The following is a 20,583-nucleotide window of genomic DNA, read 5'->3' as shown; positions in this document are numbered from 1 at the left end:
TTGCTTGTCCTATGGGATTGCCGCGCTATCGCTCGCAATGACAAGGGCCGTGGGTTTAGTTAAATGGAAAAATCCCGCACGAGGCGGGATTTTTTATGTTTATACCTCAATGTCATCTTGAATTTATTTCGGGATCCCACATTCAAGGCTGACCTGATGATAGGGTGCCGAAACAAGTTCGGCATGACAATTTATTTTTTATGCCCAAAGGTTAGCCGGGTACGTCCCGTTAGCTACCAGGTCTGATATACTTTTCTGAACTATTGGCTTATCTTCTTTATAAGTAACGCCAAACCATTTAGATGATGTTGGGATCACTTTAAAATCGGCTGTACCGGTTTTGATCAGTTCATCAGCCACCAGCGGGATAAAAAATTCGGCCTTAGGGTTGCTTTCGTTGGCATCAACAAAACGTTTAAACATTTCTTCGCTTTGTTTAAATACAGCCGGGGTAAAGCCCCAAAAGTTCATCGATACGCGGCTATCTGCAGATAGTTGGGTTTCACCGTTAGCGTCTTTGTAATATATATCACCGTCTTTCCAGTAAACTTCGGTACGCTCGGTAACACCAATCATATTGCCATTCTCGTCCATGTCGCAAACACCGCGCGATACCGAACCATACTCGGATAAGGTATTGCCTATCTCGTAACCCACCAGCGAGTAATGATCGTCGCGTACTTCACTGGTCAAAAATTTGGCCATCTTTTCAAAGGCATCGTAACCGTAATAATCATCGGCGTTGATCACGCAAAAAGGCTCATGCACCTGGTTGCGGGCGGCTAATACCGCGTGGGCTGTACCCCATGGCTTGGCGCGCTCTACAACTTTATCAATACCAAACTGGGTTAAGTCGTAACTTTGGAAAACGTAATCTGTTTCTACTTTACCTTGCAGCTTAGGTTCAAATATGCCTTTAAAACTATCCAGGAATTCCTCGCGGATGATAAAGGTTACCTTACCAAACCCGGCTTTAATGGCGTCATAAATAGAATAGTCGATAATAGTTTCGCCGTTAGGGCCAAAGCCGTCAACCTGTTTCATGCTGCCATAGCGACTGGCCATACCTGCGGCCAATATTAAAAGTGTTGGTTTCATTGTTATTTGAGTGATATGTTTTACTAAAGGTGATTATCTTTAAATAGTTTTTAAGTAACCGTATTTACATTGCTTTTTACACGATATCTTCCGGACTACTTTATGTAACGAAAATCCTGCCCTGCTTCAATATTCAGCAGTACTTCGTATATCAGGCTGATCACGTTGTCTACATCCTCTTTGTGGATCATCTCTACCGTGGTATGCATATAACGCAGCGGCAGCGATATCAATGCCGATGGTACACCGCCGTTCGAGTAAGCAAAAGCATCGGTATCTGTCCCGGTTGAGCGCGACGAAGCCTGGCGCTGGAACGGGATGCCTGCTTTTTCGGCAGTCGCTATCAGCAATTTGTTCAGGTTATTTTGTACGGCTGGTGCGTATGACACTACCGGGCCACGGCCGCAAGCCAGATCGCCCTGGGTGATCTTGTTGATCATCGGGGTTTGGGTATCATGTGTAACGTCGGTTACAATAGCCACGTTTGGTTTAATACGATGGGCTATCATTTCGGCGCCACGCAGGCCAATTTCTTCCTGTACGGCGTTTACAATGTACAGGCCAAAAGGCAGCTTCTTTTTGTTCTCTTTCAGCAGGCGGGCAACTTCGGCAATCATAAAGCCACCTGCGCGGTTATCTAAAGCGCGGCCAACATAGTAGCGGTTGTTCAGCACCATAAACTCATCCTCGTAAGTAATTACGCAGCCTACGTGGATACCCAATTCCTCTACCTCGGCCTTAGTGGTGCAGCCGCAATCCAGGAAAATATTTTTAAGCGTCGGGGCTTCTTCCTTTTCGCCGCCTAAGCGGGTGTGGATAGCGGGCCAGCCAAATACAGCCTTTACAATACCTTTATCGGTATGGATGTTCACCCTTTTGGATGGGGCTATCTGATGATCTGATCCGCCATTACGGATCACATAGATCAAACCATCGCTGGTAATATAGTTCACAAACCACGAGATCTCGTCGGCATGCGCCTCAATCACCACCTTGTATTCGGCTTTGGGGTTAATAACGCCAACGGCAGTGCCGTAATTATCTGTATAATATTCGTCTATATAGGGTTTAATGTAATCCAGCCACATTTGCTGGCCCATATATTCAAAGCCTGTAGGCGATGGATTATTAATATATTTTTCAAAGAAGGCAATGGAGTTATCGGTAACAACAGGCACATGCTGTTTCTGGTCTTTTATCTCTTCCGGTTTTTTCTTAGACATACGTATCCCGCTTTAAACACAGCGTGCGCAAATATAACAAAGCGGTTGATAATGCGATAATTAATCGGGCTGGAATTATGGAATTGATTTTACAGGTTATATCCCTGAGACTTCCGGACTTCCCGTCTTTCCGACTTCCGGACTTGCCTGCCTTCTGCCAACCTGTCACCACCCTGCGGTGCATTCCTGACGAAATAATCCCGCAAAAACGTCAGCAAGTGACAATTTTCTGCCAATATGATATTGGCACAACCATTGTTATTATAGCCTTGTTAAGTAATAATATAAGTAAAGGAAAAAATCAATCATATGTCTAAAATCATTGGAATCGACTTAGGAACAACAAACTCCTGCGTAGCAGTAATGGAAGGTAACGAGCCGGTAGTTATTGCCAATAGCGAGGGTAAAAGGACCACTCCGTCTGTAGTGGCGTTTGTGGATAATGGCGAGCGTAAAGTGGGTGATCCTGCAAAACGCCAGGCTATTACCAACCCAACCAAAACCATCTCATCAATTAAACGCTTTATGGGTAACCAGTTTAACGAGGTTACTAAAGAAGCCGATCGCGTACCGTACAAAGTGGTTAAAGGTGATAACAACACCCCACGTGTAGAGATAGGCGACCGTAAATACACGCCACAGGAAATTTCGGCCATGATCCTTCAGAAAATGAAGAAAACCGCTGAAGATTTCTTAGGCCACGAAGTAACCGAAGCGGTTATTACCGTACCGGCTTACTTTAACGATGCGCAACGCCAGGCTACTAAAGAAGCCGGCGAAATTGCAGGCTTAACTGTTAAACGTATCATTAACGAACCTACTGCCGCTGCCTTAGCTTATGGCTTAGACAAAGCGCACAAGGACATGAAAATTGTGGTGTTTGACTGCGGTGGCGGTACCCATGACGTTTCTGTGCTTGACCTGGGCGATGGTATCTTTGAAGTAAAATCAACCGATGGTGATACCCACCTGGGTGGTGACGACTTTGACCAGGTAATTATCGACTGGCTGGCAGATGAATTTAAAACCGAAGAAGGTATTGACCTGCGTAAAGACCCGATGGGCTTACAGCGCTTAAAAGAAGCTGCCGAGAAAGCTAAAATCGAACTTTCCAGCACTACCCAAAGCGAAATTAACCTGCCATACATTACCGCTGTTGACGGTATGCCAAAGCACTTAGTTAAATCATTAACCCGTGCAAAATTTGAGCAACTGGCCGATAGCCTGATCAAACGTACTATTGAGCCTTGTAAAACCGCTTTGAAAAACGCGGGTTACAGCGTATCTGATATCGACGAGATCATCCTGGTAGGTGGTTCAACCCGTATCCCTGCTATACAGGAAGCGGTACAGAAATTCTTCGGTAAAGCCCCTTCAAAAGGTGTTAACCCTGATGAGGTTGTGGCTATAGGCGCCGCCATACAAGGTGGTGTTTTAACCGGCGAAGTGAAAGATGTGTTACTGTTAGACGTTACCCCATTATCATTAGGTATCGAAACCATGGGTGGCGTAATGACCAAACTGATCGAGTCGAACACTACTATTCCGACCAAAAAATCGGAAGTGTTCTCGACCGCTTCAGACAGCCAGCCATCTGTAGAGATCCATATTTTACAGGGCGAGCGCCCAATGGCTGCGGCTAACCGCACCATAGGCCGTTTCCACCTGGATGGTATCCCACCTGCACCACGCGGCGTACCACAGGTTGAAGTAACTTTTGATATTGACGCTAACGGTATATTGCATGTATCGGCTAAAGATAAAGCAACCGGTAAAGAGCAGAAGATCCGTATCGAGGCTTCTTCGGGCTTAACCGATGCCGAGATCAAGAAGATGAAAGATGAAGCTGAAGCAAATGCAGAAAGCGACAGGATAGCCAAAGAGGAAGTTGAAAAACTGAACTCGGCCGATGCCCTGATCTTCAGTACCGAAAAGCAACTGAAAGAGTACGGCGATAAAATTCCTGCTGATAAAAAAGGCACTATCGAAGAAGGCCTGAAAAAACTGAAGGATGCTTATGCTGCCAAAAACCTGGCTGATATTGAAACTGCCCAAACAGAACTGAATGCCGCATGGCAGGCTGCTTCTGAAGACATGTACAAAGCATCAGCTGATGGCGGCGCGCAACCAGGCCCCGATGCCGGCGCGCAAGGCGGCGGCCAGCCACAAGGTAACGCCGACAGCGTAACCGATGTTGACTTTGAAGAAGTAAAATAATTTCATCAAGTATAAATATGAAAGCCCCGGCGGAGAGATCCACCGGGGCTTTTTTAATTTAGGACGAATCAAGTTGACGCTAAGTTAAATAACACAAATTTCACGAACCTCGGCCTGCATTATAAAATTTTCACAAATTACTAACTGCACCATTTGTGAAGATTCGTCATGTTCAGGACAAGTTCGTGAAATTCGTGCTGATTGTTTAATTCACACATAATTGCAAGGTTCTTGAAATTCGTGTCTATTTTATTGCTAAATCCCCTACCTTTAAAGCATGCAAGCAATTGACTTTAGTTTATTAAAATTCACTTTTTTTGATGTGCTGGACGTATTGCTGGTAGCTTTTATACTTTACCAGTTATACAACCTGATTAAGGGTACCATTGCCGCTAATATATTTATTGGTCTGTTTATAACCTGCCTGGTATATTTTGCGGTTGATAAGCTGCACATGCGCATGCTGAGCTACATATTGGGCAACTTTATGAAGGTTGGTGTTATTGCTGTGGTAGTAGTTTTTCAGCAGGAGATCAGGCGGTTTCTGCTACTGGTTGGGAAAAACGCGTCCTTTCAGCGCAACCGGGAATGGTGGCGGTATTTTTTCGGGAAAAAAGAAGCCGAAAAGAACAATTACGCCCGTATAAAACCCATTATTGATGCCTGCAAAAGCATGAAGCAAACCCGTACCGGGGCACTGATTGTTTTTGTGAAATATTACGACGAGCAGTTTTATCAAAACAGCTGCGAGGTAATGGAAGCCAAAATCTCCAAACGCTTGCTCGAAAGCATTTTCCAGAAACACAGTCCGCTGCATGACGGGGCCGTGGTGATATCGGGTAACCGTATTAAATCGGCCAGCTGTATTTTGCCCCTGACCGACAAAACTGACCTGCCCGCACAGTTCGGCCTACGGCACCGTGCCGGCATTGGTGTAACCGAGGCTAACGATGCCACGGCCATCATCATATCCGAAGAGACCGGCGAATTATCCTACGCCAAACAAGGTAAAGTGAAGATCAATATCAGCTTTGCTGAATTAGAGAAATTGCTGAATAAGGATTTTTAACCGTTAAGCGAGCGCGGAAGTCTGGAACCAAGCCATTGGTTTCAGAAAGATGCTTCTTAGCTCCCTCCCACGGGGAGGGGTGCGACTGATTGTGCGGTGGCAGGGAGGGGTTTTATTACGCTTGATGAAACCCCTCCCTACACCCTCCCGATGGGAGGGAATCGCACAATGCCATCCTTTTTCTAATCTTCCTAACATTTGTGGGCTCCAGTCAAGTGATAATTATTCCCGGCTGCCACATGCCCCTTGCAATTACCGATATAATTTATAGTTATACCCTATTAAAAAATATCGTGCTACAAAATTGTAAAATAGCTGTTATCCATACTGTACACAAGGTTCTTATTAATTAAGATTGCCGTTAAAATTACAAGCCGTTATTAATTAATATAATATCCCCTATGATAGCCGCACATAACATATTGCCAGGTATAGGATCAGCAACCGGATCGTTATTGACACATCTGCGCTGCCCCGAATGCGGTAAGATTTACAATACATCAACCATACAAACGGTTTGCAACAACGGCACCTGCAATTCATCCCTTTTCGCCGAATATCAGCTGGATGACACCCTATCTAAAGAAATATTGATTGGCCGCCCCGCCAACATGTGGCGCTACCGCGAATTTTTGCCGGTAATTGATCCTGCAAATATCGTTACCCTGGGCGAGGGCTTTACCCCAATCCTGCCGCTGCAAAATCTGCAGCCCATTGCCGGCGATATTCAGGTATACTGGAAAGATGAATCGGGCAACCCTACAGGTTCGTTCAAGGCGCGTGGCATTAGCGCGGCAGTATCTAAAGCTAAAGAATTAGGGATTGATACCATGGTTACCCCTACCGCGGGCAATGCCGGCGGCGCTTTGGCGGCATATGCGGCAAGGGCGGGCATTAAAGCCGTGGTATACATGCCTAAACTAACCCCAAAGCTGTTTAAAGACGAATGCCGCCTGTACGGCGCGCAATTAATAGAAGTTAACGGTAGCATCAGCGATTGCGGCAAACTGGCTAACGACGAAGCCATCAAAAACGGCTGGTTCCAGGTATCAACCCTGAAAGAGCCTTACCGTTTAGAAGGCAAAAAAACCATGGGTTACGAAATTGCCGAACAGTTTAACTGGCAGCTCCCCGATGTAATATTGTACCCTACAGGCGGCGGCACAGGTTTGCTGGGTATATGGAAGGCCTTTGACGAAATGGAGCGCATGGGCTGGATAGGCAGCGAACGGCCACGCATGGTAGCCGTACAATCTGACAGTTGCAATGGCATCGTTAAAGCCTTCCACCGCGAGCATAGCGTGTCCGAGTTTACCGATGGAGGCTTTACCATTGCCAATGGCCTGCGTGTGCCTAAACCTTATGCCGATAAGCTGATACTGAAAGTGCTGCGCCAAAGCCGCGGCAATGCCATCAGCGTAAGCGATACCGATATGGAAGCCGCACTAAAGGAAATTGCCCGTAACGAGGGTATGCTTATAGCGCCCGAAGGCGCGGCCTTGTGGCATGCCTTTAAACAGTTAAAAGCGGGCGGCTGGCTGCGTAGTGGCCAAACGGTATTATTGCTTAATACGGGCAGCGGCTATAAGTACCTGGAAAACATCAGTTAACCACTCTTCCCTTTTAATGGATTATACATGAGCATCCGCTGGTTTGGCGGGTGCTTTTTTATTGCGATCCGATACACTCCGACTCAAAAAAACAGGGCGTGCACAATCTCAATTTATAGCACACAACTATTAGCTATACGATTTTTTACATGATAAATATTTGATAATAAATACTTTATAAAAAACACGCACAGACTAAAATCCGCCAATTCATCATTTCCGTTAGTTGCTACAAATACACAAACATACACCATGAAAAAATTATTCATTGCAGCAATTGCTTTAGCAGCTATCGTAATTGCCCCTAAAACTTATGCTCAAACTAAAATGGTTGGCGGCGCGGCTATGTATCCAACAAAGGATATTGTAGACAATGCCGTTAACTCTAAAGACCACACCACACTTGTAGCGGCTGTAAAAGCAGCCGGACTGGTGGAGACCCTGAAAAGCGAAGGCCCGTTCACCGTTTTTGCACCTACTAACGAGGCTTTTGACAAACTGCCCAAAGAAACCGTACCGACCCTGCTGAAACCTGAAAACAAAGCCACTTTAACTAAAATTTTAACTTACCATGTGGTAGCCGGCCGCTTAAGTGCCGAAGACCTGATGGCTAAAGTAAAAGCCGGCATGGGCAAAACCGAACTAAAAACCGTTGCCGGCGGCAGCCTGTGGGTAAAACAGGAAGGCAAAAAACTATACCTGGTTGACGAAAAAGGAGGAAAATCGTGGATCACCATTGCCGACGTTTTTCAAAAAAATGGTGTGATACACGTAGTAAATACGGTATTAATGCCTAAATAAAAGATCCATCTACCTATGGAAACAGGGCCCCGGCAGCGAAAGCGCCGGGGTTTCTGTTTGTCAGCAAATCATCAAAAACCATATTCTCCTTTTGACAATTTTATATTCCCAGCTATTTTTGTGTGTTAACTTAGGATGAATATGGGTTTAAATCTGGCACCTATTGACAGGGTTGATCATATCAGTAAAGCGGATTTTATTAATAATTATCTCATTCCGCGCAAGCCGCTGGTGATCCGCAAAGCCACCGAAAGCTGGCCGGCCCTGCAAAAATGGACATTTGAATATCTGAAAGAAGTAGTGGGCGACCAAACCGTTCCGCTATACGACAGCTCCAAAGCCGATCCATCCAAACCCATTAACGCGGCAGCATCCGAAATGAAATTTGGGGATTATATCGACCTGATCCGAACCCGGCCAACCGATCTGCGCATTTTCCTGTTCGACCCCATTAAGCACGCACCTGGTTTACTGGATGATTACCGCGCACCGAAAGACCTGATGGGCGGGTTCCTGGATAAATATCCTAATATGTTCTTCGGCGGGGCCAGCTCGGTTACGTTTTTACATTACGATATCGATCTGGCGCACATTTTCCATACCCATTTTAACGGCCGCAAGCACGTGATCCTGTTCGACCAGAAGTGGAGCGAACGTCTGTATTGTATCCCCTTTGCAACCTATGCGCTGGAGGACTATGATATCGAAAACCCCGACTTTGACAAATTCCCCGCATTGAATGGGATTGAGGGGCAGGAAGCTATTTTAGAGCATGGCGATACCCTGTTTATGCCTACCGGCTACTGGCACTGGATGAAATACCTGGATGGTTCGTTCTCTATTTCGCTGCGCGCCTGGGATAAATCGTGGGGTATTAAAGTCAAAAGTCTGTATAACCTCACTGTGCAGCGCAAGTTTGATGATTTTATGAAAAAGAACTTCCGGGTTAAATATATGAGCTGGAAAGAGGGCTTGGCGGTGAAACGGGCTAATAAAGCGATTTCTAAGTCGTAAGTCTTGAGTCTCAAGTCATAAGTCCCCTTACATCTTAAGACTTACATCTTAAGACTCACCCCCCCTTACATCTTAAGACTTACGACTTTAGACTCGAGACTTACAACTCCCTTATCTTAACACTAATTTAATATCCCATAACGTTTAAATTCGTTAATTTGCTTTTTGTTGCGCATAAACGGGGTTTGGCCTGCTTATCACTAAAACATTAAGCTAATTGTATATGGGTTTTAAATTAACGCCGGTTGATGTTGTAGATACCATTAGTCCGCAGGATTTTATGGATCGGTACCTGAAACCACGGCGCCCGGTAGTAATAAAAGGGCTGACCAACAACTGGCCTGCACGCGCAAAATGGACGCCTGAATACCTGAAGCAAATGGTAGGCAGTAAAGTAGTGCCCCTGTACGATAATTCCAAAGCCGATCCGTCAAAACCCATTAATTCATCAGCGGCAGAGATGCCTTTTGATGAGTATATCAACCTCATCCGTTCGCAACCTACCGAGTTAAGGATCTTTTTCTTCAATATATTTAAGCAGGCGCCCGAATTGCTGAATGACGTAATTATCCCTAAAGATTTAATGGGAGGCTTCATTGAAAGTATGCCGGCCATGTTCTTCGGCGGATCAAACTCGGTTACCTTTTTACATTACGATATCGATCTGCCGCATATTTTCCATACCCATTTTGGCGGCCGCAAGCACGTGATCCTGTTCGAAAATAAATGGAAACGCCGTTTATACTGCCTTCCAAACGCTACCTACGCGCTGGAGGATTACGATGTGTTAAATCCCGATACCAAACGTTTCCCGGCCCTTGAAGGAGTAGAAGGCCAGGAAGTTTTTCTGGAACACGGCGATACCCTGTTTATGCCCACCGGCTACTGGCATTGGATGAAGTATATCGATGGCTCCTATTCGCTCAGCCTTCGCGCCTGGGATGCTTCTATTACCCGCAAGGCTGCCAGCTTGTATAACCTGGCTACCAAAGGCGGCCTGGATAGCTTATTAAAAATGACGTTCAAAGGCAAGTATGCCGCATACCGCGAACGGGTAGCCATTAAAAGAGCCGGAAAGGCGTTGAAGGCCGGAAAGCCGGTTTAGTCATTGGGTCATTGGGTCATTGGGTCATTGGGTCATTGGGTCATTGGGTCATTGGGTCATTGGGTCAAAATGCCTGCGGCATTTTTTTTACTAACTATTTAATGACTCAATGACAGCGCAGCGTAATGACTCAATGACGCGTAGCATAATGACGCGAAGCGTAATGACTCAATGACGCGCAGCATAATGACAGCGCAGCATAATCAACTGGAATGATCAGCCACAATCATCCACACCCCTTTTATTTTTTTAAACCATAAGGTGAAGTAACCGCCGGGCGCGTCTTTTTCGCGTTTTAAATGCCAGGCGCCAAGCACAAAGGCGTTGGTTTTATCCAGCAGGTTCACTTTAATAATATCAAAAGTTAATTCGCCCATGGCGGCTTTGTCGGGGTATGATTTTTTGTAGTTATCAAAGGTTTTTTGCCAGCCGTATTGCGGGCCGTTCTTCCCTACAAACATCAGCGAGTCTGAGTGCCAGTAGCCTTGCATATAAGCTTCGATATTCCCCTGGTTCCAGGCCAGGCGCTGTACTTCCAATACTTTTAATATCGCTTGCTTATCCTGCGCCTTTACGATAAGGCTAAACAACATCATCAGACATATATAGCAGTATTTTTTCATAACACTAAATTAACCAAAAACCTTTAGCTTTACATCGTCTATGAAAAAACAGGTTTTATGCTTCGGCGAAGTTTTGTGGGATACCTTTGGTTACGAGAAAACCGCCGGTGGCGCTCCAATGAACGTGGCCAGCCACCTGGTACAGCAAGGTATAAAGGCACAATTTGCCAGCCGTGTAGGCGCCGACCGGTCGGGCAGGGAGCTGATATTGGCGTTAAAGGATAAAGGCCTTTATTCAAACCTGATACAGGAAGACGCGCAACTGCCCACCTGCGAGGTGACCGTGCAGTTAGATGCTAACAAGCAGGCTACTTATATAATTCCACAACCCGTTTCGTGGGATAATATCCAGGCCGATGACAATTTGATTGCAGCAGCCGCGCAGGCACCCGTGATTGTATTTGGCAGTTTGGCCAACCGCGCAACCGCTACCCGTAATACGCTGCGCACTTTGCTTGAAGAAAGCACAGCCACCAAAATATTTGATGTAAACCTGCGCGCCCCGCATTTTGAACTGGCAACTATAGGCTTACTGGCTGCAAGGGCCGACGTTATTAAAATGAATGAAGAAGAGGCCACTTTACTGATTGGCCGCAGCAGCGGTAAAAAACTGCAGCAAAAGATCATTGAGTTTCAAAAAACTTATCATAACCATACCATTATTATTACCCGCGGTGCCGAAGGCGCCATGATTTGGCACGATGAGCAATTTTATGAGCACACGGGCTGTAAGGTAGCAACGGTAGATACCGTTGGCGCGGGCGACTCGTTCCTGGCTACTTTTATTGCCGGTATGCTGGCTTCGGAACCTGTGCCGCAAATACTGGAACGCGCCTGCAAGATCAGCGCTTATGTAACTACACAGCGCGGGGCCAACCCGGTTTACCCCAAAGGCTTGCTGGTGTCATAGTCATTTGCTTTGCATCATTTCGCTGCGCATCATTGAGTCATTGGGTCATTGAGTCATTCTATTATCTGGTTTTGTGCATTGCCTTTATTAACTAAACCCGGTTGTACCGTAAAGCCCGGAACGCAGCGTAGCGCAGTGAGGACTTGCAGGGGAAAACGGGGCTGCAGATGCTATGAAATGCTGAACGTTCGTTTTCTAATTGAGCTAAAAGCAGAAAGGTTAAAACTAAAAGCACTTATAAACGCTTACTTCCGGACTTTCGGTCTTTCTGACTTCCGCACTTTCTAATTATTTGTCATCCCTGCCTAACAATTATACTTTTCCCTTTATTACAGTAAACTTTTCAGCAAAAATATCCGTTCCTTTATAACAGAAAGGGCAATTATGCGCGGTTACGGTTTTTCAAAATTTACCCCACGTCAGGTTCAAAAAGGCGGATTTGATGAATTATTAAAGTTATTTTTAGAATTGCTGAACTATACGGCCGGCGATGCGGGCGAAGCTTTGGCCTGGATGAACGAGCTGGACAAGCAATACAACCTCACCAATGACGAATATGGCATGGGTGATTTTATTGACGAACTGAAGCAAAAAGGTTACCTGAACGAGGATAATCAAAGCGGCAATTTCAGTATTACAGCTAAAACGGAGCAAAGCATCCGCCAATCGGCACTTGAGGAGATTTTCGGCAAGCTGAAAAAATCAGGCCGTGGTAACCACCGTTCGCCGCAATCAGGACAGGGCGATGAGCGCAATTCGGAACGGCGCGAGTTTGAATTTGGCGATAGCCTGGATCAGATAGATATGACCCAATCTATCCATAACGCACAGGTAAACCACGGTATCGGCGATTTTATGATGACCGAAAAGGACCTGGAAGTAGAGGAAATGGATTTTAAAACCCTTACCTCTACTGTGCTGATGATCGATATATCGCACTCAATGATCCTGTATGGCGAAGACCGCATTACCCCCGCCAAAAAAGTAGCCATGGCGCTGGCCGAGCTGATCCGCACCAAGTATCCTAAGGATACTTTAGATATTGTGGTTTTCGGTAACGATGCCTGGCCTATCACCTTGCAGGACCTGCCTTATTTGCAGGTTGGCCCCTACCACACCAATACTTATGCCGGGCTTGAACTGGCTACCGACCTGCTGCGCCGCCGTAAAACGCATAACAAGCAGATATTTATGATTACCGATGGTAAGCCTACCTGCTTAAAAGAAGGCACCAAGTATTATAAAAACAGCATTGGGCTCGACCGTAAAGTGGTCAACAAAACCCTGAACATGGCCGCGCAATGCAAACGCTTAAAAATACCCATCACTACGTTTATGATAGCTAAAGACCCTTACCTGCAGCAGTTTGTCCGCAAGTTTACCGAGACCAACGGTGGCAAGGCGTTCTACAGCTCGCTAAATAACTTAGGTGAATACATATTTGAGGATTACGCAAGAAACCGGAGGAAGACGGTTAGGTAAGCCCCCCGGCCCCCTGAAGGGGGTGTTAATGTGCAGATGTGCGAATATGCAGATATGCAAATGAAGTATATTAAAAATGATTTGTCATTCTGAACGGAGTGAAGAATCTACCGCCATTGCATTTACGAAATGCTAACGAGAGATGCTTCGTACCTCAGCATGACAAATCAAAATAATAATCGGTGAAATCAAAAGTAATCGGTGAAATCAAAGGAATGACAATGACGAAAAACATAAAAACATTAGGCGAATTAAAGCAATCGGGCTATAAAAGCCGCTCGGTTAAGGACGAGCTGCGCGAGAACCTGATCATCCAGTTGCAAAAGCACGAGGGTGGTTTTGAGGGCATTGTAGGTTACGAGGATACCGTTATCCCCGATCTGCAAACGGCTATCCTGTCGCGTCATAATATCCTGCTGTTAGGCTTACGCGGGCAGGCAAAAACACGTATTGCCCGCCTGCTGGTAAACCTGCTGGATGAATATGTGCCTTATATAGAAGGATCGGAATTGTATGATGATCCGCTGGCGCCTATCTCATGGTACGGCCATCACCAGGTAGAAGTACATGGCGATGCTACCCCTGTTGCCTGGATCCACCGCAGCGAGCGTTATACCGAAAAGCTGGCTACGCCGGATGTTACCGTTGCCGATCTGATCGGCGATGTAGACCCGATAAAGGCGGCTACCTTAAAGCTCACCTATTCGGATGAGCGGGTGCTGCACTTTGGCCTGATCCCGCGCGCGCACCGCGGTATATTTGTGATCAACGAATTGCCCGACTTACAAGCCCGCATCCAGGTATCGCTGTTCAATATCCTGCAGGAAAAGGATATCCAGATCCGCGGGTTTAAACTGCGTTTACCGCTGGATATCCAGTTTGTGTTTACGGCTAACCCCGAGGATTATACCAATCGCGGCTCTATCGTTACGCCGTTAAAAGACCGTATAGAAAGCCAGATATTAACCCACTACCCGCGTTCGGTAGAGATCTCCCGTAAGATCACTCAGCAGGAGGCGTCATTATCAGCCGATCAACGAAAAAATGTGGAGGCGGATGGTTTGGTTAAGGATTTGATAGAGCAGATTGCTTTTGAAGCGCGTAACTCCGAATATATCGATAAAAAATCGGGCGTATCGGCGCGTTTAACCATATCAGCCTACGAGAATTTGATCAGCAATGCCGAACGCCGGATGATCATTAATGCGGAGAAAAATACATTTGTGCGGATCTCCGACTTTTTAGGTGTTATCCCGGCTATTACCGGTAAAATAGAACTGGTTTACGAGGGCGAGCTGGAAGGCCCGGCCAAAGTGGCTAATATCCTGGTAGGCAAAGCTATTAAAACCCTGATGCTGCAATACTTCCCCGACCCGGAGAAGGCTAAAAAAACAAAGAAAGCCAACCCTTACGCCGGTGTTATTGCCTGGTTTAGCGATGCCAATAATTTGTCGCTGATTGACGGCCTGCCCATGCAGGAATATAAAAACGCATTAAATTCGGTTAGTGGGTTAAAGGATCTGGTAAAAACCTTCCATCCTAAGTTGAGCGAGAACCAGCAACTGCTGCTGATGGAATTTATACTGCATGGCCTGGCCGAATTTTCGCAACTGAATAAAGGTTTCCTGGATAACGGCTTCGCGTTTTCGGATATGTTCGACAGCTTATTTAACTTGCAGCCTGATGATGACGACGATCTGGATTTGAATGATGATCGTTATTAGTTCATCCAATAAATAACGCTTTTCAATATATTGAATGCATAGTTTCGCTTTTACCGTATTTATTGCCTGCGTACTTTTATTAATAGATGCCTATTTACTGCATGGGCTGCGCGCGGCGTTTGCCATACGGAAAACTATCCAGCGGAAAGAGTTTACCATTTTTTACTGGATATTTTGCGTAAGCATGGTTACCGGCCTGCTGCTTTGCGTATATGTTAACCTGGGGGTAGGTTTCAGAGCGGCTTTTATGATGTTCTTTTTTGTATGCCAAACTGCCAAATTGTGCTTTTTGCCGTTCATGATCATTGATGATATACGCAGGCTGATCTTATTTTTAAAAAGGAAAAAACCTGTTGCCCCGCAAAATAACAGTGACCCGGAAACAGCACCCCTGCCCATCAGCCGCTCGGCTTTTTTAATGAAGGCGGGTATCATGGCTACTTCTATCCCCATCATATCATTAGGCACGGGGGTTATCACCCGCATGGGTTTGTTTGATTACCGCATTAAACGGGTTAACCTGTATTTACCCAACCTCCCCAAACAGTTTGACGGGTTAAAGCTGGGGCAGATCTCAGATATCCATTCGGGCAGCTTTCATCAGCGCGACAGGGTAGCTATCCGCGGCGGGGTAGAAATGCTAATGAACGAGAAGCCCGACATGATATTTTTTACCGGCGACCTGGTCAACAATCAAACATCAGAAATTAAATGGGTGTATGATTGCTTTGAAAAAGTAAAAGCGCCCTTAGGCGTGTTTTCCAGTCTGGGTAATCATGATTATGGTGATTATGCCCATCTTACGGGTATCCCCCGCCAAAAAAACCGCGCGGATATGCTAACCGTTCATAAAAACTATGGCTGGGACCTACTGCTGAATGAAAACCGCCGGCTGAAAGTTGACGGCGAAGAAATTGGCATTTTAGGTATTGAAAACTGGGGTAAGCTAAGCCGTTTCCCAAAATACGGCCGCATGGACCTGGCCGTAAAAAACACAGATGACCTGCCTGTAAAACTCCTGCTATCGCATGATCCATCTCACTGGCGTGCAGAGGTGCTGCCTAAATACCCGCAGATAGATGCTGTTTTTGCCGGGCATACGCATGGTATGCAATTTGGCGTTCGCGCTGATGGCTTTCAATGGAGCCCTATTGAATATTTATACCAGGAATGGGCCGGGCTTTACCGTGAAGGCCAGCAGCAGATTTATGTAAACGTAGGTTTTGGATATATTGGTTATCCCGGCCGAATTGGAATATTGCCGGAGATTACGATATTTACACTTAAATCCGCTACCGACCCTTTGTTAAAAAACCCAACAGCTTAAATAGCGGCTTATTGCATGTGCCTTAAATGAAAAAACTGTTTAAACCAGTTCTTGATTTTATACTCTTCAGCAATGTTTTTATGGCATTGTGCGGCGTAGCGCAGGCATTGGTTACTTTTCATTTGATCGGCTCGAAACCTGTTTACTCGGTATTGGGGATACTGTTTACCGCCACCTTGGTCGAATATAACTTTAGCGTACTGGTGGGTAAGCCTAAGCAGCCGTTAAAATCGCCCTTTGCCAGGGTGCGCTGGTTTTATGCCCATCACCGGTTAATGGTTACGTTTACTATTGTTTCCATATTATTACTCATTCCGCTGTTCCTGTTGATATCTATCGAGTCGCGCTTGCTGCTTATATTTTTGGCCGTGTTGTGTGTGGGTTACAGCATGCCGATATTCAGCATTGGCGATCATAAATTTGGCCTGCGCCATGTACCGGGTTTAAAGCCGTTCCTCATCACCCTGGTGTGGACTTTAAGCTGCGTAATGCTGCCCGTGCTGGAAGCGCAGGACATGCACCAAACCACTATTAACATGCGCGATACTACTATTTTAGTAGCTAAGCGTTTCCTCTTTATTGGTGCCTTAACCGTCCCTTTTGATATCCGCGACCTGTTTCACGATAAAAAGACCGGTCTTAAAACCATACCCGTTGCCTGGGGCGAAAAAAATGCCTACCTGTTTTGCCAGGTATTATTGGCGGGGTATGTTATACTGCTGTTCATCTTTCAAAACAACGGTTTCTCTATCGATTTTTGGGCGCTGACAACTACAGCTTTATTAACCGGCTGGCTTATTTTCAAATCGAAATGGGAAAAGAATGAGTATTACTATTTCTTTTATATGGATGGCGTGCTGATCCTTCAATACATTACACTGGTTATATTTAACCTGATATTAAAATAAGTTGCCATCAAACTACGATAATGCCGCCTGGTTTTACGACCGCCTTTCGCGGATAGTATATGGCCGGGCTTTAATTAAAGCACAAACCGCCTTCCTGCATCTTATCCCTGCTCATTCAACAATATTAATAGCCGGCGGGGGTACGGGTTGGATATTGGAAGAGATGGGCAAAATACACTCATCCGGTTTGCACATTACTTATGTGGAATTGTCTGAAAAGATGATGGCACGCGCTAAAAAAAGAAATGCAGGTGGTAATACCGTCATCTACATAAATGCGCCGGTTGAAGCAGCCGGACTGCAGCCGGGCTATGATGTAGTGTTCACGCCGTTCCTGTTGGATAGCTTGCCGCCTGATATTTTTAACGCTGTGTTTAAGTGTCTGGATAGCCTCTTAGACCCATCCGGTATGTGGATTAATATTGATTTTCAATTAACCGGCAAATGGTGGCAAAAGCCGCTATTAAAAAGCATGTACCTTTTTTTCAGGATGATAGGCTGCGTGGAGAACGTGGATTTGCCATCGATCAAACAACGGTTTAACCTCGGCGGATATCAAACACAGGATGAGCGAACTTTTTTTGGGGAGTTTATTGCAGCTACGGTGTATAGGAAATAATCAGCTTGTCATTGCGAGGTACGAAGCAATCGCGAACTATATATAATCGCTTTTTGGCTGTGCGATTGCTTCGTACCTACCCATGACGTGTTTGTTTTTTAGTTTTCCGACAGCAAAGAAGCTTCCGGGCGAAAACGGGCAGAACGTGTTGGCCTGTGGAGGTGGAGGGCATCAGCGTTTTGCAGAAGCAGGGACAGGTGCGTGCGCAAGCGGGGCAAATAAGCGTAGCCGTGGTTCTGCCCGGTTTGCAGGGCAAAGGCCACGTGCGGCAAAGGAAGCATTTTTGCTGTCTTGAATTTTTGTTACTTTTTTTTCAAGAAAAAAGTAATATACCCCTGCGGCCTTGAGCAGACCGCCAATCATAATGCAGCACACAGCTACGAGATTGCCGCGCTATCGCTCGCAATGACATGGGTTTAATACCTACAGCGCAAACTTATACCCAATCCCCCTCACGGTTTGCAGGTACTTTGGCGAATCGGGGTTATCCTCTATCTTTTTGCGAAGGCGCACAATATGCATATCCAGCGTGCGGGTATTTACATCGGCGTTATAGCCCCATACTTCCATCATCAATTCTTCGCGGTTAATCACCTTGTTTTTGTTTTTGAGGAAGTACAGCAGGATCCGGTTTTCCAGGATGGTCAGCTCTACCTTTTTACCATCCTTTATCAGGATATGGGTATTGGGCTGGTGCTCCATATTGGCAAACTTGTACGATTCGGACTTATCGTTATTCAACGAGAATTTGATCTTGTTATCAATCAGCGCCACCAGCACATCCATATTATATGGCTTGGTAATATAGTCGGATACGCCAAAGTTATAGGCCTCTATCTTATCAATATCCTGCGCTTTGGCCGTCATCATAATAATCAGCTTATCAAAGCCTTGCTCCCTGATGCTGGCGCACACTTCCGATCCTTGTTTGCCGGGCAGCATCCAGTCTAATAAAACAATATCCGGCTGTTCGGTTATAATCATTTTTTCAGCCTCATCACCATCAGCGGCTTCAAAAACTTTATATCCTTCAGTTTGTAAACGTTCGGCTACCAGGAAACGAAGGTTTTCATCATCTTCAACCAGGGCAATTTTTATTTCTTTACTCATCTTTGTTTAGATTTGAGACATGAGATTTGAGATATGAGTGAAGACTGGCATAATTGGGCGCTGTCTCAAATCTCATATCTAACATCTCAAATCTCCTTTTAATTTTCATAAGGGAGCGTTACAATAAACTCCGATCCTTCATTTACCTTGCTTTTAACAGCAATCTGTCCGTCCATAAAATTAACCAGTTCTTTGCAAAACGCCAAACCAAGGCCTACGCTACCGTTCTGATTATACTTATTTTCTATGCGGTAAAACTTTTTAAACACGTTAGTGATTTCGCTTTTAGGGATCCCTATCCCCTTATCAGCAAATGAAAATACAACATTTCGCTTCTCTAACAAAATGGTTATTAAAACTTCCTTTTTATCCGGGTGCGAATACTTGTAGGCATTCTCTATCAGGTTTTGAAATATACTGCCCAGCAGCACCGGATCGGTAAAAAAAGTTTTGATCCCTTTGCCAATTTTATAGGTCAGCTTCAGGTCGGGATACTTCAGGCTAAAGGTATCCACATAACTCATAATAAACTCCTGTATATCTATTTCTTCTACCTTTATTTTTATCGACCGGTTCTCTATCTGCGTAAACGAGAGCAGTTTATTCATCAAATCGTTCAGCTTATCGGCCTCTTCGTCCAGTATTTTACCGTAGTGCCTGCGTTGTCTTTCGGTTAGTTCGGTATCGCTGCGCAGGTTCGATCCGGCAATTTTTATGACGCTCACCGGCGTTTTAAATTCGTGTGTAAAGTTGTTAATAAAATCGTACTGCAGTTTAAACAGCTTAATGTTGATGCTTAAATTACGATAGATCAGCCAGCCTATCACCACCAGGAAAATATAGATCAAAAAAACGATGCCGGCCAGCGGTAAAAACCGCCTCCTTATCTCGTTATTTAAATAGTTTTTATCCGATTTAAAATAAAGCTTATAATCGGCAAATGCGCCCGGGAAAGCGGCATCGGTAAAAAGTTTATCGTTATCATTATTCAGCGGATCGTACACAACCGGCTGTACCGAAACATCGCTGTACAATTCCTTATGGGTATTCCTAATATCCAACTGGTAGGGATCAAGAAAGAAGGTCATCATATCCTGCCCCGAAAAAGCAGGTGGTTGCCCGTTCTTTTGCAGCTCGCGATAAGTTTTTATTTCTGCCGGGCGCGGCACATTCATATAGCTGATCTTATCGGGCTTAACATCGTAAAATGTTTTAAACTTTTCGTCTTCGCTTGGCCCGCGTATGGTATCGGCCAATGCTATATAGGTACTTAGCTTATCTACCATAGGTTTAAAATCGCTTTCCTCGGCCAGGCGCGGTTTTTTTAAACTGGTTAGTATACCATCGTTCTGCGTGTACTGATAAATAGCTTTAGGCGCTATATCCAGTTTACCTTTAATATGCCGCTTTGACTGATTGCCGATAGCGATATCATAAAAAATGATCTTTTGCACAAAGGGGTAATCGTTAAAAACGGTAGCTGCATATTGCGCGGCCGAGGCCGAATCCAGGAAACCGGTATAGGAGGTTATCTCAGGAATCTTATTATTAAAAAAATCGAAATAGGGCTTGGTGGTTTGCTCCAGGATATCGTTTTTTTCGGAATAAAATTCGTTTTGTATGGATTTTGTGGTGAAATTATAGGTAATGATCAAGGCTATAACAAGTGTTACCGATATCATGACCAGGAAAGCGCTGATCAGTAATAAGTTTTTCCGGTAAACATTATTGGTAACCTGCATA

At 45.3% G+C, this 20,583-nt stretch carries 17 protein-coding genes; 12 read left to right on the top strand and 5 right to left on the bottom strand.

Annotated features, from left to right (window positions below):
- Positions 1-198: 198 nt before the first annotated feature.
- Together AC07M6_RS22185 and AC07M6_RS22180 are read right to left on the bottom strand one after the other, a co-directional pair.
- Positions 199-1,098: a nucleotidyltransferase family protein gene (locus tag AC07M6_RS22185; protein WP_494893279.1), complete on the bottom strand. Its 900-nt coding sequence runs from the start codon at positions 1,096-1,098 to the stop codon at positions 199-201.
- A gap of 95 nt (positions 1,099-1,193) precedes the next feature.
- A complete protein-coding gene (locus AC07M6_RS22180; RefSeq protein WP_494893277.1) occupies positions 1,194-2,321 on the bottom strand; it encodes a M42 family metallopeptidase in 1,128 nt (375 codons plus the stop codon).
- 309 nt (positions 2,322-2,630) lie between these two features.
- Here AC07M6_RS22180 and dnaK point away from each other — a divergent pair, with 309 nt between their 5' ends.
- The 6 genes from dnaK to AC07M6_RS22150 all read left to right on the top strand — a co-directional run bounded on the left by dnaK (position 2,631) and on the right by AC07M6_RS22150 (position 10,137).
- Positions 2,631-4,538 carry a molecular chaperone DnaK gene (gene dnaK / locus AC07M6_RS22175; RefSeq protein ID WP_494893276.1) on the top strand — a complete coding sequence of 636 codons (1,908 nt, stop codon included), beginning with the start codon at positions 2,631-2,633 and terminating at the stop codon, positions 4,536-4,538.
- Positions 4,539-4,815: 277 nt separating this feature from the next.
- Positions 4,816-5,607, top strand: coding sequence for a diadenylate cyclase CdaA (cdaA, locus tag AC07M6_RS22170; RefSeq protein ID WP_494893275.1), 792 nt, complete (start codon positions 4,816-4,818; stop codon positions 5,605-5,607).
- A gap of 401 nt (positions 5,608-6,008) precedes the next feature.
- Positions 6,009-7,217 (top strand): threonine synthase, encoded by a 1,209-nt coding sequence (locus tag AC07M6_RS22165; RefSeq protein WP_494893274.1) that lies wholly within the window; start codon positions 6,009-6,011, stop codon positions 7,215-7,217.
- A 252-nt stretch (positions 7,218-7,469) separates the two neighbouring features.
- Complete coding sequence (locus AC07M6_RS22160) at positions 7,470-8,018, top strand: fasciclin domain-containing protein (protein WP_494893273.1); 549 nt, start codon at positions 7,470-7,472, stop codon at positions 8,016-8,018.
- Positions 8,019-8,159: 141 nt separating this feature from the next.
- Positions 8,160-9,032 carry a cupin-like domain-containing protein gene (locus AC07M6_RS22155; RefSeq protein ID WP_494893271.1) on the top strand — a complete coding sequence of 291 codons (873 nt, stop codon included), beginning with the start codon at positions 8,160-8,162 and terminating at the stop codon, positions 9,030-9,032.
- 223 nt (positions 9,033-9,255) lie between these two features.
- Positions 9,256-10,137: a cupin-like domain-containing protein gene (locus tag AC07M6_RS22150; protein ID WP_494893269.1), complete on the top strand. Its 882-nt coding sequence runs from the start codon at positions 9,256-9,258 to the stop codon at positions 10,135-10,137.
- Positions 10,138-10,340: 203 nt separating this feature from the next.
- Here AC07M6_RS22150 and AC07M6_RS22145 read toward each other — a convergent pair whose 3' ends face one another.
- Entirely contained in the window at positions 10,341-10,760 is a 420-nt protein-coding gene (locus AC07M6_RS22145) for a YybH family protein (protein ID WP_494893267.1), read from the bottom strand.
- Positions 10,761-10,800: 40 nt separating this feature from the next.
- On the opposite strand from AC07M6_RS22145, the gene AC07M6_RS22140 reads away from it, so the two are divergent.
- The 6 genes from AC07M6_RS22140 to AC07M6_RS22115 all read left to right on the top strand — a co-directional run bounded on the left by AC07M6_RS22140 (position 10,801) and on the right by AC07M6_RS22115 (position 17,730).
- Positions 10,801-11,670: a carbohydrate kinase family protein gene (locus AC07M6_RS22140; RefSeq protein ID WP_494893265.1), complete on the top strand. Its 870-nt coding sequence runs from the start codon at positions 10,801-10,803 to the stop codon at positions 11,668-11,670.
- A gap of 384 nt (positions 11,671-12,054) precedes the next feature.
- Entirely contained in the window at positions 12,055-13,152 is a 1,098-nt protein-coding gene (locus AC07M6_RS22135; RefSeq protein ID WP_494893263.1) for a vWA domain-containing protein, read from the top strand.
- 221 nt (positions 13,153-13,373) lie between these two features.
- Positions 13,374-14,876, top strand: coding sequence for a sigma 54-interacting transcriptional regulator (locus tag AC07M6_RS22130; RefSeq protein WP_494893261.1), 1,503 nt, complete (start codon positions 13,374-13,376; stop codon positions 14,874-14,876).
- Positions 14,877-14,910: 34 nt separating this feature from the next.
- Positions 14,911-16,203 (top strand): metallophosphoesterase, encoded by a 1,293-nt coding sequence (locus tag AC07M6_RS22125; protein ID WP_494893259.1) that lies wholly within the window; start codon positions 14,911-14,913, stop codon positions 16,201-16,203.
- Between the two features lie 26 nt (positions 16,204-16,229).
- Positions 16,230-17,111, top strand: coding sequence for a UbiA family prenyltransferase (locus AC07M6_RS22120; protein WP_494893257.1), 882 nt, complete (start codon positions 16,230-16,232; stop codon positions 17,109-17,111).
- Between the two features lies 1 nt (position 17,112).
- Positions 17,113-17,730: a class I SAM-dependent methyltransferase gene (locus tag AC07M6_RS22115; RefSeq protein ID WP_494893255.1), complete on the top strand. Its 618-nt coding sequence runs from the start codon at positions 17,113-17,115 to the stop codon at positions 17,728-17,730.
- Between the two features lie 423 nt (positions 17,731-18,153).
- On the opposite strand, the gene AC07M6_RS22110 is transcribed toward AC07M6_RS22115, so the two are convergent.
- Together AC07M6_RS22110 and AC07M6_RS22105 are read right to left on the bottom strand one after the other, a co-directional pair.
- A complete protein-coding gene (locus AC07M6_RS22110) occupies positions 18,154-18,840 on the bottom strand; it encodes a response regulator transcription factor (protein ID WP_494893253.1) in 687 nt (228 codons plus the stop codon).
- A gap of 98 nt (positions 18,841-18,938) precedes the next feature.
- Positions 18,939-20,582, bottom strand: coding sequence for a sensor histidine kinase (locus AC07M6_RS22105; protein ID WP_494893251.1), 1,644 nt, complete (start codon positions 20,580-20,582; stop codon positions 18,939-18,941).
- Position 20,583: the final 1 nt, after the last annotated feature.

This window comes from Mucilaginibacter sp. GW821-FHT07H05 (genome assembly GCF_059418485.1).
Note: the sequence above shows the minus strand (reverse complement) of the source record. Positions and strands in the feature narration are given on the sequence as shown.

Excerpts from the sequence above, each read along its gene's own strand:
- AC07M6_RS22155 (WP_494893271.1), top strand. The coding sequence starts at position 8,160 with ATGGGTTTAAATCTGGCACCTATTGACAGGGTTGATCATATCAGTAAA.
- AC07M6_RS22130 (WP_494893261.1), top strand. The coding sequence starts at position 13,374 with ATGACGAAAAACATAAAAACATTAGGCGAATTAAAGCAATCGGGCTAT.
- AC07M6_RS22145 (WP_494893267.1), bottom strand. The coding sequence starts at position 10,760 with ATGAAAAAATACTGCTATATATGTCTGATGATGTTGTTTAGCCTTATC.
- AC07M6_RS22120 (WP_494893257.1), top strand. The coding sequence starts at position 16,230 with ATGAAAAAACTGTTTAAACCAGTTCTTGATTTTATACTCTTCAGCAAT.
- AC07M6_RS22165 (WP_494893274.1), top strand. The coding sequence starts at position 6,009 with ATGATAGCCGCACATAACATATTGCCAGGTATAGGATCAGCAACCGGA.
- AC07M6_RS22150 (WP_494893269.1), top strand. The coding sequence starts at position 9,256 with ATGGGTTTTAAATTAACGCCGGTTGATGTTGTAGATACCATTAGTCCG.
- AC07M6_RS22125 (WP_494893259.1), top strand. The coding sequence starts at position 14,911 with ATGCATAGTTTCGCTTTTACCGTATTTATTGCCTGCGTACTTTTATTA.
- dnaK (WP_494893276.1), top strand. The coding sequence starts at position 2,631 with ATGTCTAAAATCATTGGAATCGACTTAGGAACAACAAACTCCTGCGTA.
- AC07M6_RS22110 (WP_494893253.1), bottom strand. The coding sequence starts at position 18,840 with ATGAGTAAAGAAATAAAAATTGCCCTGGTTGAAGATGATGAAAACCTT.
- AC07M6_RS22140 (WP_494893265.1), top strand. The coding sequence starts at position 10,801 with ATGAAAAAACAGGTTTTATGCTTCGGCGAAGTTTTGTGGGATACCTTT.
- AC07M6_RS22180 (WP_494893277.1), bottom strand. The coding sequence starts at position 2,321 with ATGTCTAAGAAAAAACCGGAAGAGATAAAAGACCAGAAACAGCATGTG.
- AC07M6_RS22105 (WP_494893251.1), bottom strand. The coding sequence starts at position 20,582 with ATGCAGGTTACCAATAATGTTTACCGGAAAAACTTATTACTGATCAGC.
- AC07M6_RS22135 (WP_494893263.1), top strand. The coding sequence starts at position 12,055 with ATGCGCGGTTACGGTTTTTCAAAATTTACCCCACGTCAGGTTCAAAAA.
- AC07M6_RS22185 (WP_494893279.1), bottom strand. The coding sequence starts at position 1,098 with ATGAAACCAACACTTTTAATATTGGCCGCAGGTATGGCCAGTCGCTAT.
- cdaA (WP_494893275.1), top strand. The coding sequence starts at position 4,816 with ATGCAAGCAATTGACTTTAGTTTATTAAAATTCACTTTTTTTGATGTG.
- AC07M6_RS22160 (WP_494893273.1), top strand. The coding sequence starts at position 7,470 with ATGAAAAAATTATTCATTGCAGCAATTGCTTTAGCAGCTATCGTAATT.